Genomic DNA, 15,030 nt, shown 5'->3' with positions numbered 1-15,030 from the left:
CAAAGCGGCCGGTCGAAACAAAGCCTTGCCATTTCAGTACGCCTGTTTCTGGCCCAGTACCTTGAACACCGTCATCGCCATGATCTTCAGATCCAGCCACGGCGACCACCGGCGTATGTAGTCCATGTCGTACTGCACGCGCTTCTTCATGTCGCGCAGCAGCGGAGTTTCACCGCGGAACCCGTTGACCTGCGCCCAGCCGGTGATGCCCGGCTTGACGTAGTGCCGTTGCATGTAGCGGTCGATCAACGTTCCGTAGTAGCTGTTGTGCTGGATCGCATGCGGGCGCGGCCCGACCAGGGACATGCTGCCGTCCAGCACGTTGAACAGCTGCGGCAATTCGTCCAGGCTGCTGCGCCGCAGGAACGCGCCCAGCGGCGTCACCCGCGGATCGCCGCGGGTCGCCTGCTTGACTTCGGCGCCCGCTTCCTGATCGATGCGCATCGAGCGGAATTTGAGCATGGAGAACTCCTTGCCGCCGAGGCCATGGCGTTTCTGCCGGAACAGCACCGGGCCGGGGGAACTGAGTTTCACCGCGACCGCGATGCCCAGCATCAGCGGCGACAGCGCCACGATCGCGACCAGCGCCAGCGCGCGGTCCATCATCGCCTTGGTCAGCAAGAACGAATTGTCCGGCGCGCCGCTACCCTGCCGCAGGTTGATTACCGGCACGCTGCCGACCTGTTCGCTGGACTGGTTGAGCGCGTCCAGATCGGAAATGTCCGGGATCAGCTTCACCTTGACCGGGGTCTTGTCCAGCATGGCCAGCACCGACTTGATCCGTCCAAGCTTGCCCATGGGCAGCGAAATCCATACTTCTTCGACGCTGTCCTCCTCCAGGAACGCAGGCAACTGCTCGACCGCTCCCAGGCATTTGAGATCGGTGCTTTCTGCGATGCTGATGTCGTCGCGGGTACTGAAGTAACCGACGACCTGCATGCCGACCCATGCGTTCTGGTGCAGATAACGATGGATCTTGAGCACCGGCGGACGCAGGCCGACCACCACCACCCGCCGCACGTCTATGCCTACGCTGCGTATCCAGTTGAGCGCGCCGCGGACGGCAACGCGCGAGAAGCCGAACAGCACGAAACCGGTCGCGTACCACAGGCCCAGCCATAGCAGGGAGGTGTGCTGGCCCAGATACAGCACCCAGATATGCGCCGAGACCAGCGCCAGTACGCCTGTCCATGCCAGGCCCAGCATCCAGACTTCGCGGAACACCGCACGGCCGCGCCAGCTGCGGTACAGCGGGAATGCGTTGAAGCACAACGCTGCGATCAGGATCGAAGTACTGATCGGAATGCGATACCCGAAGGCGGGCATCCAGGTATCGAACCGCAGGCGGTAGGCGATCAGCGCTGAGATCAGAACGACGGCCAGATCCGCGACCCGCAAGCATAGATCGGCGGCGGTGGAGTACTTCGACAACAAACGAGGGGACGATGCCGACTTGGCGGCGCTCAGGTTCGCGAGAAGCATCTTGAGTATTCCCTAACATGCGCGGAGCGGGCCGACGCGGGGGGACGTCGTACGCGAACCGTGCTGTTAACCACTTTGCCGATGCCTTTACCGGTGCCCTCCAGCGCCGACCCCAGGCGAACGACAAACCTACTTGCTGATTGAAAGAAGAGCGTCCTTGTCGGTTGGAAAAAAGATCAGGGCACCTCTTGGCGGAAAGACATGACTTCGACAGCGGAATGCGGCGTTTATTGCGGGAAAAACCAGGTTTCGCTGCACTGCAACATATCACCTATTTGTGAAGAGCGCGTGCATTTGCGCTTGGTTCTTGAGGGTCTGCACGCTAGCGAAATTTTTCTGAATCACTTGTGAGGTCGAACGATTCGGTACAGGTAAGTCAGCTACGTAAACGCGACTTGCTTCGCAAAAAATGTCGATTTCCGCGCCAGTCCGTGATTAGGATCACGCACGAAATACCAAATCGCTTGATCGGCGAGTGGAGCTTAGAACGCACTTCGTCCCCGCCCGGAGGAAGGCGGCGGCGAATGTTTCCGATGAACGGTCGCAGACGCTACGGCGCTACCGGCGCGCCTCTCGCGGCGAACGCATCGCATGCCGCAGCAAGGCGGCGACGACGCCGGCGAAGAGCCCGAAAATGGCCGCCAGCGCCAGGTTGAAGGCCAGCCGCGGCGAGGACGGACTGCCGGGCGCGTCGGCCTGGTCCACTACCGAAATATTGTTGGCGCCTACGTTCCCTGCCACGCCTATTTCCTTGAAGCGCTGCAGCAATCCGTCGTAGAGCTGGCGGTTGGTGTCCACTTCGCGCTTGAGCATGTTGTAGCGGATGCTGCGGTCCTGCAGGTCCAGTTCGTCGCCTTTGAGCTGTTCGATGCGCGCCGCCAGCATCTGCTCCTGCGCGTTGGCCGCTTCGTATTGCGCCTTGATGGATTCGCGGATGTTGGCGATCTGGGTGTTGATCTGCCGGCCGACTTCGCTCATCTGGCTGTTCAGGCGCAGCATTTCCGGGTAATCCGGCTTGAAGGTCGAAAGCTTCTGCTGGTAGTCGGCGGAAAGCTGGGCGCGGGTCTGCATCAGATTCTGGATCAGCGGGTTGGAGACGACCTGCGGCAAAGCCAGGCCGCTGCCGTACCTGGCCTGGCGCCAGGCCGCTTCGCTCTTGATGCGCGCGTCCTGGGCCGACGCGAGAAGGGCATTGAGCTCGGCGAGATTCTGCGCCGGCAGCGAAGGCTTGTCTTCGCCCACCGAGACGATCTTTTCCTGGCCCGCGAAGTCGACGAAATTCTTCTCCGAGTCCTGCAGACGCTGCTTGATCTGGGCGAGGCGTTCCGAAAGGTACTTGGTAGCGAAGGACGATGCCTGCAACCGGTGTTCCAGCCCGCTGGCGATGAACTCGCTGGCGTAGGTGTTGGCCACGCGTGCGGACAGGTCCGGATCGGGCGAGCTGAAATTCACCTTGACCAGGCGCGAGTTGCGAACCGGCTCGACTTCCAGGGAAGCCAGCACCTGATCGGTGAGCGCGCGTTCGATCAGCTCGCGGCGCGATGCGGCGGCAGACTGGCCAGCGGCGGCGGGGCCGAGTTTCTCCGATGCCGCCTCCACCGTTTCCCGATAGACCGGATGGTTGGCCAGGCCGGCCTTGGCGATCACCCGCCGCGCCAGCGAGCGGCTCATCAGCAATTCGTACTGGGTCTGGTAGAAATCGCGGTCCATCGGCGATTCGCTGGGGATCAGGTCCTCCATCTGCACCACCTTCATCGCCTCGCGCTCGATCTGCAAGGTGGTGGTGGCGCGATACTGCGGCGTCATCATCAGGCTCGCCGCCAGCGCCGCCAGCACCACCACGGCGGCGATGATCAGGATCAGCCACCAGCCGCTCAGCAGGGCACGCGCATATTCGGCCAGATTGTCGCCGGCCGGCGCATCGTGGGGATCCGCATAGCGGAGTTCGTCGCGGGCGTCTGTTCTGGTCATCGGTAGGCCCGCCACACCGCCACGAAAGGAGTGAGTTCGATCAAAGTACGCAGCAGCATCTGCGCACCGGACCGATCGACGATGATGATGTCGCCGCCATAGATATCCGGATCCTTGAGTTTGCCCTGTTGGATCTGGACCAGATCGAACCTGGCGAAAATCCGTTCGCCGCCGACGGTACGGAACACGATCACGTTGCGCCGGTCGGCGATGTTGCTGACGCCTTTGGCCAGCGCGACCGCCTGTTGCAAGGTCAGAGACGGCGCGCCCATCGGGTATATCCCGGTCTGCTCGACCGCGCCGCCCACCGTGACCTGCTGGTTGGGCGATTCCAGCAGGGAAAGGGTGATCTGCGGATTCTGCAGATAGCGGTCCCGGTACTTCGAGGCTACTTGGTCTTCGACCTGGCTGATGCTGGAACCGGCCGCCTGCACGGCGCCGATCAACGGCAGCGTGATGCGGCCGGCATTATCGACCCGGACCTCGCGCTCCAGATCGGGCAGCTGGAACACCTGCACCTTGACCAGGTCGCCCGGGCCCAACCGGTACTCGGGACGGCCGAGCGCCTGGCCCACCGGATCCGCCGGCGGCAAATCGCGCACCGGCGCGCCCGAGCTGCATGCACAGAGCGCCATCGCGCAAGCCAACACCATTCCAATCGTTCGATCGATCCTGCTCAAATGCCACCTCTGGATTCGGGGCCACCATACTCAATGCCGGCATCGACTATCGCCGGCAACCTGCCCAACCCTGGCGGTATTTCAATGATCACTCATGTTCCGCAGCCGCTCTGGCATGCGCCAGTCGATCTTGTCCTTTGCAGCCAAGCCTAATACGAATTCCATGGCGGAATTCCAACCTGCCATGAATTCCTTGACCTGCAGCAGTATGCGCGCCGCAAAAACGGTTTACACCCTAAATGATGCCGTTGCGAAGGCGCCGTGAAAGAGCCACACGGCGCACCGCTGCAGTTCATTTTCGGCGTCTATTTTTGTGAACTCCGTTTACCTTGAAGCACGGTTTCGGTGTTGGTTCACACCAAATCGGTGCGCTGAATCCCGCGGTTCGGAAGCCGCCGGTTCTTGCCAAGCCAGCGGCCCATGGCATGCCATGCCCACGCCACGCACACGCATGCGAATCATCCCGCGGTCCGCTGAGATCTGTTCGGTAAATTTCCTGTCCCGCGAACGGAAAGGCGGAACATCCGCTTCGGAGGGACGCCGCCCTATCCATTTCCCCGCTCGTTCAAACCTTGAAGTCATCGAATGCGACCCTGCTCTCCGGCACCTCCATCCGTTGCAAAAGTTGCCGTGTCGCGACCAGCATCGGCGGAGGTCCGCAGAGATAGAAATCGCAGGCATGAAGATTGGGGTGGTCGCGTAGCAGGACGTCGTGCGCCACCTCGTGAACCATGCCCCTGAGCAGGCCAGCGCCGCATTCGGCCTCTTCCGACAAGACCAGGTGCCAGCTGAAATTGGCGTACTTCGCGGCCAAGGCCGACATCTCATCGACATACGGCGCTTCCCGAAGGTTGCGGGCGCCATACCAGTAGTGGACGCGCTCCTTGGCCCCGCCTTCCAGGCAGGCATGAATCATCGAACGCAACGGCGCCATCCCGGCGCCGCCGCCGATGAAGACCTTCTCGTTGCCGCCCGGCTTGATGGCGAAATCACCTAACGGACCGCTGAAACGCACGCGGTCCCCTGGCTTGAGGCTATACAAATAGGTGGACCCTTTGCCTGGCGGGTGACGTTTGCGGTTCTGACGACCGGGGCTGAACCGGGCCAGCAAACTCAACCGCCCTCCTGTTTTTCCGACCGGCAGGGAAAGCGAATACGAACGGCGCACGGCCTCCTTGTTGGATAGCGTGTCCGGCAAATCGAGTTCGGCCCAATCGCTCTTATGGTGTTCGGGATGCACGATGTTCTGCCGCGCCATGGAATAATCCGGTATGTGGATCTGAAGGTAAGCCCCTGGCTGATAGTCGGGACCGGGGGCCGTGTCCGGCTTGAGCACGATCTCGCGCAAGAAGGGAGTTACCGCCACTGCGCTCTCGACGGTCGCTTCCCGTTCCGTCCACAAGCCGGCGCCTCCGACGACCTCCACCTCCAGATCCTGGTCCACGACCAGATTACAAGCCAGCCGGTAACCCATCTTCACTTTGCTTTCCGACAGATGCTCGCGGTCCGCGCTGGTCGCAGCCGGCGCCTTGCCTCTGAAACGGACCTCGCACAGCCCGCAGCTCTGCCCTCCTCCGCAATTGGACGGCAACTGCAGTCCATTGCGGGCGAGCGCGACGAATACCGTGTCGCCTGTCGCGGCATCCATCGTGCGTAGCGCGGACCCATCCGGGGAGAACACCGCCAATTCCCGGGTACTCCTCCATCGCTTGGGTATGAATTCGTTGACGCGAAAGCTGGCGACGAGAAGCCAGATTCCCGTCAACGCCAGCCACAGCCCGCCGATGCCCGCGGTTATCACCAGTGGATTGTTGAAGTTCTTCCGACCGGTGTAGTCCATGATGTGGAGCATCCAGAACACATCGAACAACCGCCAGGTGCGATTGCGGTGCTCAAGCACTTCCCCCGTCTCCGCGGACAGATAGACGGTAGTGTCTTCCGCGTCCTGGAAATCCACCCGCCACAGGCGGCCTTCGTGGTCGCGGACTTCCATCGTCCGCTCGAGCAATCGAGGCGCCTGCTCTTTCCCAGGGCCGGCATAGGAAGCCTTGGCCAACTGCGAAGCCAATGCGGCGTCGATGTCGATAGTCGCCCCGGTCATCGCGTCGGATAGCCGGGTCTTCTGGCCATCGTAGGCCTGGTACACGGGCCGCTCCAGCAGCCAGGCGGAAGAGACGCGCTGCACCTGGCCCCGACCATCCATGACAACGGCACCCATTGGCAGCGCCTCTTCCGGCCAAGGCCGCGGTTCGTCCGAATGGGCGCGGTATTGGTGGCCTTGCACTCGATCATGGTCGAGCAAACTCATCACCAGACCGCTGGCCAACCACAGCACGAACTGCAGGCCGATCAAGAGTCCTACCCACTTATGGATCTTCCGCATCCAGGGCGTCATTGCCGGACCCTCCGCTGGAAGCTGTAGAACAGCAGCCACATGCCGCATAGCGCGAAGACCAGGCCGGTTGCCGCCGCTACGCGCAGCAAGGTGTTGTTGACGTCGCTGCGGGCCTCGTAATCCATGATATGGAACATCCAGAGGAAATCGAACCAGCGCCAGAGGCTGTGCCGGCGTGCCAGCAGCTCTCCGGTATCGGGAGAAAAGTAGAGCGTGGTGCGCCCGCGGTCGGCGAAGTGCACCGCCCACATGGGAACAGGCCGGGTCGCTACTTCTTGCGGAGCACGGGTCACCCACTCGGCTCTGTCCACCTTGGCATCGCCTTGATAGGTGGCTTTCGCCAACTCGAGAACCGTAGCCTCTTTCAGCGGAGAAACCTGTTTCCCGCTTGCTGCATCTATGAGCAAGGTCTTCCCACCCTGTCGCACTTCGTAGACTTCCCTCGCCAGCAATCGCTTGATTCGCAGGGAGGTGATGCCCGGATACCTGGTCGCCAGTTCGGCCTGCCCCAGACGCGATGCGCCCGGATACAGCGGCTCACTGTGCGTGTGCGCCAAATGATCGCCGTGAATGATGTCCAGCGATATGACCGTCATATAAACACCACTGATCATCCACAGCAGCGCTTGCACGCCGATGATCAGGCCGATCCATTTGTGGGCGCGGCGCGCCCAGAATGCGGGTTTCATTGGATTGTTCCTGGCCGTATTTGCTTTCACCGCCCCCTTCCCAACCCCGCCGGACTCTGCCGGCGGGGTGGACCTTGTTTACCAGTGATAGCCGACGCGCACATACCAGCGACGGCCCAGCAGGTCGTAGGTCATCGTGTCCGTGTTGGCGTCGGTATAGCTTTGGATGAACGGGGCTTTCTTGTCGTAGAGGTTATCGATGCCCAAAGCGACATCGAACGACTTGGCCGGCGAGTACTTGAGCTGCACGTTGTGGTAAGTCACGCTTGGCGCATGGTCGCCGATATCGCCTGGCGTCGCGTTGATGTCGTCGGCAGAACCGATGTACTGCATGCTGTAGGAGCCCGACCAGGCTTCGCGCTTCATCGTCAACGACGTATAGGCGCGCCACTTCGCGTAACTTCCCCGCCCACCCGTGATCTTGCCCGCGTACTCTATAACGTCGGCGCCGGGGAACGGCCGTACGTCGTAGCGATCCAGATAGGAGACATCCAGCGATACGGCCGAATCGAAGTCGGCGACGTCGAATTCGTACAGTCCGCCGAGATCGATGCCGGTGACGCGTTCATTGGCGGCGTTGACCGGCTGGGACGAAAGAAAATCGACTTCGCCGGTGACCGGATTCCTGGTGAAGTTGGAGGCGTCGCAGAACGGATGGGCCAAGCCCGGCGTGTTGTAGCAGATGGCCAGCTTGGTCGAACCGTCGATGCGCTGGATGGCGTTTTCGATCTTGATGTCGAAATAGTCCACCGTCAACGTGAGCCCCGGCAGGAATCCGGGCGTCCATACCGCGCCCACCGTAAAGGAATCGGCGTCCTCCGGCTCCAGTTCCGGATTTCCACCCGCAGTGGTGAGGATGGTGTTGCCTGGTTGCACGTAGCCGGCCGGCACGCCATAAGCCTGGCAATTCTGCCGCACTACCGAGTCGGTCGGCAGAGCGCTCCAACCGCTGCAGGGATCGGTGGTGGTCAGGTTTCCTTCGGCGATGCCTCCGAACAGTTCCGGTATGTTGGGGATACGGAAAGCGGTGGCGTAGTTGGCGCGTATTTTCAGCGACGGAACGACCTGCCAGTCGAGGCCGACTTTGTAGTTGATGTCCTCGCCGAACAAATCGTAGTCGGAATAGCGCACCGCCGCATTCAAGATCAACGATTCGGCGATAACGCTGTCCTGGAGCAACGGCACCGCGAACTCCGCGAACACTTCTTTGGCCGTGTACTCGCCGGCGATGGGATCCTGTTGATTGGTGTTGGCGCTTCCCAACACCGTCAACGGATCGGGATCGCGCCAGCCGCGTTCCTTGCGGACCTCCACGCCCGAAGCGAAACCGACCCATCCGGCGGGCAACTCGAACAGCTGGCCACTGACGTTGGCGGTGAAGCTCTTCTGGTCGTTACCGCCGTTGTCACGCGTGGTGTACAGAATGTAGTCCAGCACATCCTGGGTGATGTCTCCGTAGCCTAAGTAATCGGCGCAGGGTATCGCCGCTCCCGGAGCGTTGCTGCAGACAGCGGTGTCGAGGGTCTGGTCCACTCTATCGAGATTGGCGACCTTGGTGGAACCATCCACACCGGTGTTGCGTCCCCAGTTGATGGCGGCCGACCAATCCCAGCCCACGCCGAATTGGCCTTCCAGGCCGATCACCGCACGGAAGGTATCGGTCTCCTGGTAGAACTCGCGGGGGCCGGCTTCTTCCAGACGGCGTCGCTGCAGCAGCAGATCCTGTCCGGTCGGATTGGTTGGATGGTCCGCTGCGATATTGATGGGGCGATACACGCCCAAACTGCCGGGGGTCGCCAACTGATCGGATTGGCGGTTGGTGAACATCAGCTCGGTGAACAACTTGACGTCTTCGCTGAGTGACGTGTCGCCGAACAGGCTGAAGCTCAAGCGTTTGATCGGGTTGACCGCATTGAGAGAAGGATTGCCGTTGTAGTTATGCCTGGCGGCCGAGTACGGCTCGTAAGAATCGCCGTCCCCGTTCGGATCCTGGTTGAAGTTCACACGGCTTCCATCTGCCAGCAAAGCCCGTCCGCCGATCGTAGCTGAGCTGCCGACGCATTGCAGACTCCCATCGACCTCGCCCAGACCGCAGGGAGCGCGCGAGGCCATGTTGACGGTGCCGCCTTCGGAGTAACTGAGACCGGCCATCAACGAGCCACGATCGCTGGTCGTTCCCCAGGCCAGATCGAAGGAACTCTCTTCGCCATCGCCTTCGAAAGTCTGTCCGTAGCGCACGCTGGCTTCGGCCCCGTCGAAACCTTTCTTGGTAATGATATTGACCACGCCGGCGACCGCGTCGGCTCCATAGATCGCAGAAGCGCCGTCCTTCAACACCTCTATGCGCTCGATCAACGCCACTGGAATGACGTTCAAGTCGACCGAGCTGTTGGCGCCCGTACCGCCATTCACCATGCGGCGACCGTTGAGCAGCACCAAGGTCCGGTTGATGCCAAGACCGCGCAGATTGACCTGGGTCGTGCCGTAGCCGTTTTCCGCCCAATAGGCATTGGTCTGGCTGCCCGCGAAACCTGCCGATGCCGGCAGGCGCTGCAACAGAGTCTCCACCGAAGTGGCGCCGGAACGTTCGATGGCCTCCGCATCGACCACCGTCACCGGTCCGACGCCGGAAATTTGCAGCCGTTTGATGTGGCTGCCAGTGACTTGGACCGTATCCAGGGTCTTGGCTTCATCTTCCGTGGAAGTGGTTTCCTGGGCCTGTACCGAGCTGGCGAAACCGGCGCACAGCAGCATGCCGACGGCCGCTGCCAGCGGATTGCGTTTGAAAGACATGGGTTCTCTCCCCGATTGGGTTTGACTTGTTCAGGTTGAGTCCTGACGCCGAAGGCTCGCAGAGCTGGAGACGAATGCAGGACAGCAAAGCGCATCGCCCTTGAGGCGATGGAACAAGCTCAGTAGATCGGAGGTCGGAAAAGCCGGGATACTTGAGTAGGCACGACTGGCAAAAGCGGTTGCGCTGGATGAACCGACATCAGCGCATGCTGGGCCGCGAACAGCGGCGCTGTGCGGCCAGGGTGGAAGGTGAGCATGCATCCGCACGCACAAGAAGCATCGCTGCCGCAATCGCAGCCGTCGTGTTGATCCTGACCCGCTGCGGGCGCGGAAGCCGACTTCTTGCCGTGGCTGGCGCTTGTGTCGCAGTCCGATTTCGATTTCGTGCCGGCACTTGCGTGGCCCGCCTGCGAAGCCTGGTTCGTCGCCATGCGCGTGGCTGCCCACGCACCCGTGGTTCCATCGGCGCAAAGCACGATGATCAGGAAAATTCGCAGTAGATGGCGAATCGAAGGCACTGGCGGAAGGCGGGCCACAGGTTGTCTATACCACAGCAATAACACGCGATTAAAAGTGTTGTCAATATTTTTTGTGCGACACAGCATCGAAGCTGCTGGCGGCGGTTGTATAGACATGCCATGCTAAGAAAATGGACCAGCCCAAGCCGCATTACCTCAAGCTCAAGCAGTACATCCTCCGCCACGTCACCAATGGCGATTGGCCGCCGCTTAGCCGTGTGCCCAGCGAGAACGACTTCGTCCAGAAGTTCGGCGTCTCGCGCATGACGGTCAATCGCGCACTGCGCGAGCTCAGCGACTCCGGTGTGTTGTCCAGAGTCCAGGGTGTGGGCACCTTCGTCGCCGGACCGAAGGCGGAATCCGCGTTGTTCGAGGTACGGAGCATCCGCGACGAGATCTCGGCGCGCGGACAAGTCCACAGCATGAAAGTGCTCATCAGCGAAGCGGTGCTCGCCCGTCCAGCGGTGACCAGCCAGTTCGGGCTGGAACCGGGAGCCGAGTTGTTCCACACCAGATTGCTGCACAAGGCCAACGGCAAGCCCCTGCAACTGGAAGATCGCTTCGTCAACCCGATCTCCGCGCCGGACTACCTGGAAATCGACTTCCAGAACGAAACTCCGCACCAGTACCTGATGCGGGTTGCGCCGCTTGAAAGGACCGAACACATCATCGAGGCGGAAGTCGCGAGCAAACGCCTGGCCGCCCAACTCGAAATCGCGGAGAACGATCCTGTTCTCGTACTGACCCGCCGCACCTGGTCGCGCGGACACGTGGCCAGTTACGTCCGTCTTACCTACCCCGCCTCGCGCTACCGTTTTGTCGGTTCGTTCCAGGTGGGCGGTTCGCCTGCCCCATAGGAAACTCCATGGATACCCGAGCATCGACCGCTGCGCCCGCAGCGCGCACCGTACGCGCCCCGCGCGGCACCCATCTGCACTGCAAAAGCTGGCTGACCGAAGCGGCCTACCGGATGCTGCAGAACAATCTGGATCCCGACGTCGCCGAGCGTCCGGAAGATCTGGTGGTCTATGGCGGCATCGGGCGCGCGGCGCGCAACTGGGCGTGCTTCGACCGCATCCTGGAAGCGCTGCGCGATCTGGAAGACGATCAGTCGCTGCTTATCCAGTCGGGCAAGCCGGTGGGCGTATTCCGCACCCATACCGACGCGCCGCGCGTACTGATCGCAAACTCGAACCTGGTGCCCCACTGGGCCACTTGGGACCACTTCAACGAACTCGATAAGAAGGGTTTGATGATGTACGGCCAGATGACCGCCGGCTCATGGATCTACATCGGTTCGCAAGGCATCGTGCAGGGCACCTACGAAACCTTCGTCGAGTTGGGGCGCCAGCACTACCAGGGCGATTGGACGGGGAAATGGATACTCACCGCCGGCCTGGGCGGCATGGGCGGCGCCCAGGCGCTTGCCGCCACCTTGACGGGTGCGAGCAGCATCGTGGTCGAGTGCCAGGAATCGCGGATAGATTTCCGTATCCGCACCCGCTACGTGGACCACAAGGCGCACACGATCGAGCAGGCGCTGGAGATCGTCCGCAACTCCAGCAAGCCTGTGTCGGTCGGGCTGCTGGGCAACGCGGCCGAGCTATTGCCGCGTTTCGTCGAACTCGCGCGTCAGGGCATTGCGCGTCCGCACGCCGTCACCGACCAGACCTCGGCGCACGACCTGATCAACGGATACCTGCCCATGGGCTGGACCATCGCCGATTGGGAAGCCGCGCGCGAGGGCACCGACGACCAGCGCAAGGCCCTGACCGATGCCGCGGGAGAATCCTGCGCGGTCCATGTGCGCGCAATGTTGGATTTCCATCGGATGGGCGTTCCCACCATCGACTACGGCAACAACATCCGGCAGGTGGCGTTGGATCGCGGCGTGGCCGACGCTTTCGATTTTCCCGGGTTCGTACCCGCATGCATCAGGCCGCTGTTCTGTCGTGGCATGGGTCCGTTCCGCTGGGTGGCGCTGAGCGGCGATCCGGAGGACATCTACAGGACCGATGAGAAGGTCAAAGAACTTTTCCCGGAGAACACGCATTTGCATCGCTGGTTGGACCAGGCGCGCGAACGGATCGCTTTTCAGGGATTGCCTGCGCGCATTTGCTGGTTGGGCCTGGGAGAGCGCCATCGTGCCGCATTGGCCTTCAATGAAATGGTGCGCAATGGTGAACTCAAGGCTCCCGTCGTGATCGGCCGCGATCATCTGGATTGCGGATCGGTGGCCAGTCCGAACCGGGAGACGGAGGCCATGCTGGATGGTTCCGATGCCGTCTCGGATTGGCCATTGTTGAATGCATTGCTCGCCGCCTCAGGAGGCGCCACGTGGGTCAGCCTGCACCATGGCGGCGGTGTCGGCATGGGCTTCTCCCAACATTCCGGCGTAGTCATTGTCTGCGACGGCAGCGAAGCGGCCGACCGGCGACTGACCCGCGTTCTCTGGAACGATCCCGCCACCGGAGTCATGCGCCATGCCGATGCCGGCTACGGCCTCGCGCAGGATTGCGCGCGCATCCACGGACTCGATCTACCCGCCATAATCGGATAAGACTCCCATGCTCACCTTGGTACCCGGACAGATCAGTTTTTCCCAGCTGCGCTCGATCGCGGTGCGATTCGAACCGATCCGGCTGGATGAAAGCTGTCAGGCGGGCATTCGCGCCTGCGCCGAAGCGGTGCAGAAAATCGTCGCGGCCGGCCAGCCGGCGTATGGAATAAACACCGGCTTCGGCAAGCTGGCGAAGATCCATATTCCGGTCGAGCAACTCGAACAACTGCAGGCCAACCTGGTGCGATCGCATGCGGCGGGCATGGGACCGCTGTTGGACGACGCATCGGTACGGCTGATCCTGGCCCTGAAGATCGGCTCGCTGGCGCGCGGATATTCCGGCGTACGTCCGGAAACGCTGGATAGCCTGGTCAAAATGTACAACGCGCAGATCTGGCCCTGTATTCCCGCGCAAGGCTCGGTGGGCGCCTCGGGAGATCTGGCGCCCCTCGCCCATCTCGCCCTGGCGGCGATGGGCGAAGGCCAGGCGCGCCTGCATGGCGAAGAACTGCCTGCCGGCGAAGCATTGCGCCGTGCCGGTCTGACGCCGATCCGCCTTGCGGCCAAGGAGGGCCTCGCCCTCCTCAACGGCACGCAGGTTTCCGCCGGGATCGCGCTCATGGCCTTGTTCGCCGCCGAACAGGTATTCGCGGCGGCGGTGCTGACCGGCGCATTGAGCGTGGATGCGGCCTGCGGTTCGGACGCGCCTTTCGATCCGCGTATCCACGAAGTGCGCGGACAGAAAGGACAGATCGAAGTGGCCCGCGTCTATCTTGAACTGCTGGCCGGAAGCGCCATCCGCGAGTCGCACCGCGAGAACGACAACCGCGTGCAGGACCCCTACAGCCTGCGTTGCCAGCCGCAGGTGATGGGAGCGTGCCGGGATCAACTGGTCCATGCCGCACGAACGCTGTGGGTCGAGGCCAACGCTGTGTCCGACAATCCCTTGATCTTCGCCGATACCGGCGAGGTGATCTCCGGCGGCAACTTCCATGCCGAGCCCGTTGCTTTCTGCAGCGACCAGATCGCCATCGCTACCGCTGAAATAGGCGCCCTGTCGGAACGCCGGATAGCGTTGCTGATCGATTCCAGCATCTCAGGGCTACCGCCCTTCCTGGTCGCCGAACCGGGACTCAACTCGGGCTTCATGATCGCCCACGTCACCGCCGCATCGCTGGCCAGCGAAAACAAGACGCTGGCGCATCCCGCCAGCGTGGATTCGCTGCCGACCTCGGCGAACCAGGAGGACCACGTGAGCATGGCGACCTTCGCCGCGCGCAAGGCGCTCGACGTCGCGACCAACGTGCGGCGTATCGTGGCGATCGAACTGCTGGCGGCTTGCCAGGGTCTCGACTTCCGCCGCCCACTCCGCTCTTCGGCTACGCTGGAGGCGGTGAGGACGTGCGTACGTGAAGTAGCGGCGCATTACGGCGAGGACCGTTATATCGCGCCTGAAATGCAGGACATAGACAGCCTGATAGCGCATGGCCGACTCGATGAATTCCTCGTCTTGCCTCTGGAACACGCATTCTGACCGCATAGCGGAGGGATGCGACGACGCACCACAGTCTTACGCCGTCGCATCACGCGTCTTCCGCCGATTACATGCCTTTGGCTTTTGCGTACTCAGCGGCGCTAAGACTGCCGTCCTTGTTGGCGTCGAGCATGCCGAAATGCGCGGCCTTCGGGTCTTTGGCCATCTCCGCGCGCGACAACTTTCCATCCTTGTTCGCATCGAGCTTGACGAAGGCGTCGCTGCCCTTTGCTCCAGCCGCCTGGCCGTGATCCATCTGACCATGCGAAGGATCACTCTTGCCGTGATCCATCGTATGAGGACTTGCGGGCTTGGCCGTAGTCTTCGCCGGATCGGCCGCGACGGCGGCATCCATGGAAATCAACAGCGAAATCGCAAGAATCGGAAACGCATACTTCATGAACGAAC

11 protein-coding genes are annotated in these 15,030 nt (G+C 61.9%); 3 read left to right on the top strand and 8 right to left on the bottom strand.

All coding sequences use genetic code 11. The annotated features are described in order from the left end of the window. Positions 1-33: 33 nt before the first annotated feature. The 7 genes from CSC73_RS08435 to CSC73_RS18665 all read right to left on the bottom strand — a co-directional run bounded on the left by CSC73_RS08435 (position 34) and on the right by CSC73_RS18665 (position 10,615). Positions 34-1,482, bottom strand: a complete 1,449-nt coding sequence (locus CSC73_RS08435) for an undecaprenyl-phosphate glucose phosphotransferase (RefSeq protein ID WP_163839996.1) — start codon at positions 1,480-1,482, stop codon at positions 34-36. 558 nt (positions 1,483-2,040) lie between these two features. Then, complete coding sequence (locus CSC73_RS08430) at positions 2,041-3,468, bottom strand: GumC family protein (protein WP_425502289.1); 1,428 nt, start codon at positions 3,466-3,468, stop codon at positions 2,041-2,043. Continuing rightward, a complete protein-coding gene (locus CSC73_RS08425) occupies positions 3,450-4,106 on the bottom strand; it encodes a polysaccharide biosynthesis/export family protein (protein WP_246197431.1) in 657 nt (218 codons plus the stop codon). The genes CSC73_RS08430 and CSC73_RS08425 overlap by 19 nt, the downstream gene beginning before the upstream one ends. A 592-nt stretch (positions 4,107-4,698) precedes the next feature. Continuing rightward, positions 4,699-6,516, bottom strand: coding sequence for a PepSY domain-containing protein (locus CSC73_RS08420; RefSeq protein WP_281352888.1), 1,818 nt, complete (start codon positions 6,514-6,516; stop codon positions 4,699-4,701). A gap of 8 nt (positions 6,517-6,524) precedes the next feature. Next, complete coding sequence (locus CSC73_RS08415; RefSeq protein WP_211840848.1) at positions 6,525-7,247, bottom strand: PepSY domain-containing protein; 723 nt, start codon at positions 7,245-7,247, stop codon at positions 6,525-6,527. A gap of 48 nt (positions 7,248-7,295) precedes the next feature. Then, positions 7,296-10,010 (bottom strand): TonB-dependent receptor, encoded by a 2,715-nt coding sequence (locus CSC73_RS08410; RefSeq protein WP_163839993.1) that lies wholly within the window; start codon positions 10,008-10,010, stop codon positions 7,296-7,298. 119 nt (positions 10,011-10,129) lie between these two features. Further along, complete coding sequence (locus CSC73_RS18665; protein WP_163839992.1) at positions 10,130-10,615, bottom strand: CopL family metal-binding regulatory protein; 486 nt, start codon at positions 10,613-10,615, stop codon at positions 10,130-10,132. 44 nt (positions 10,616-10,659) lie between these two features. Between CSC73_RS18665 and hutC the strand changes: the two genes are divergently transcribed. The 3 genes from hutC to hutH are packed head-to-tail and all read left to right on the top strand — an operon-like array spanning position 10,660 to position 14,622. Then, positions 10,660-11,385, top strand: coding sequence for a histidine utilization transcriptional repressor HutC (gene hutC / locus CSC73_RS08400; RefSeq protein WP_163839991.1), 726 nt, complete (start codon positions 10,660-10,662; stop codon positions 11,383-11,385). 8 nt (positions 11,386-11,393) lie between these two features. Beyond that, positions 11,394-13,088: a urocanate hydratase gene (gene hutU / locus CSC73_RS08395; protein ID WP_163839990.1), complete on the top strand. Its 1,695-nt coding sequence runs from the start codon at positions 11,394-11,396 to the stop codon at positions 13,086-13,088. Positions 13,089-13,095: 7 nt separating this feature from the next. Next, entirely contained in the window at positions 13,096-14,622 is a 1,527-nt protein-coding gene (gene hutH, locus CSC73_RS08390; protein WP_163839989.1) for a histidine ammonia-lyase, read from the top strand. 67 nt (positions 14,623-14,689) lie between these two features. Here hutH and CSC73_RS08385 read toward each other — a convergent pair whose 3' ends face one another. After that, positions 14,690-15,022, bottom strand: coding sequence for an EF-hand domain-containing protein (locus CSC73_RS08385; protein WP_246197430.1), 333 nt, complete (start codon positions 15,020-15,022; stop codon positions 14,690-14,692). Positions 15,023-15,030 lie beyond the last annotated feature (8 nt).

This window comes from Pseudoxanthomonas sacheonensis (assembly GCF_010093305.1).
Lineage (GTDB): Bacteria > Pseudomonadota > Gammaproteobacteria > Xanthomonadales > Xanthomonadaceae > Pseudoxanthomonas_A > Pseudoxanthomonas_A sacheonensis.
The sequence above is the reverse complement of the archived record's forward strand: the minus strand, read 5'-3'. Positions and strand labels throughout refer to the sequence as shown.

Bases quoted from the DNA above. Each gene is read 5' to 3' on its own strand.
- hutU (WP_163839990.1), top strand. From the start codon at position 11,394: ATGGATACCCGAGCATCGACCGCTGCGCCCGCAGCGCGCACCGTACGC.
- CSC73_RS08410 (WP_163839993.1), bottom strand. From the start codon at position 10,010: ATGTCTTTCAAACGCAATCCGCTGGCAGCGGCCGTCGGCATGCTGCTG.
- CSC73_RS18665 (WP_163839992.1), bottom strand. From the start codon at position 10,615: ATGCTGTGTCGCACAAAAAATATTGACAACACTTTTAATCGCGTGTTA.
- hutC (WP_163839991.1), top strand. From the start codon at position 10,660: ATGGACCAGCCCAAGCCGCATTACCTCAAGCTCAAGCAGTACATCCTC.
- CSC73_RS08425 (WP_246197431.1), bottom strand. From the start codon at position 4,106: ATGGTGTTGGCTTGCGCGATGGCGCTCTGTGCATGCAGCTCGGGCGCG.
- CSC73_RS08420 (WP_281352888.1), bottom strand. From the start codon at position 6,516: ATGCGGAAGATCCATAAGTGGGTAGGACTCTTGATCGGCCTGCAGTTC.
- hutH (WP_163839989.1), top strand. From the start codon at position 13,096: ATGCTCACCTTGGTACCCGGACAGATCAGTTTTTCCCAGCTGCGCTCG.
- CSC73_RS08385 (WP_246197430.1), bottom strand. From the start codon at position 15,022: ATGAAGTATGCGTTTCCGATTCTTGCGATTTCGCTGTTGATTTCCATG.
- CSC73_RS08435 (WP_163839996.1), bottom strand. From the start codon at position 1,482: ATGCTTCTCGCGAACCTGAGCGCCGCCAAGTCGGCATCGTCCCCTCGT.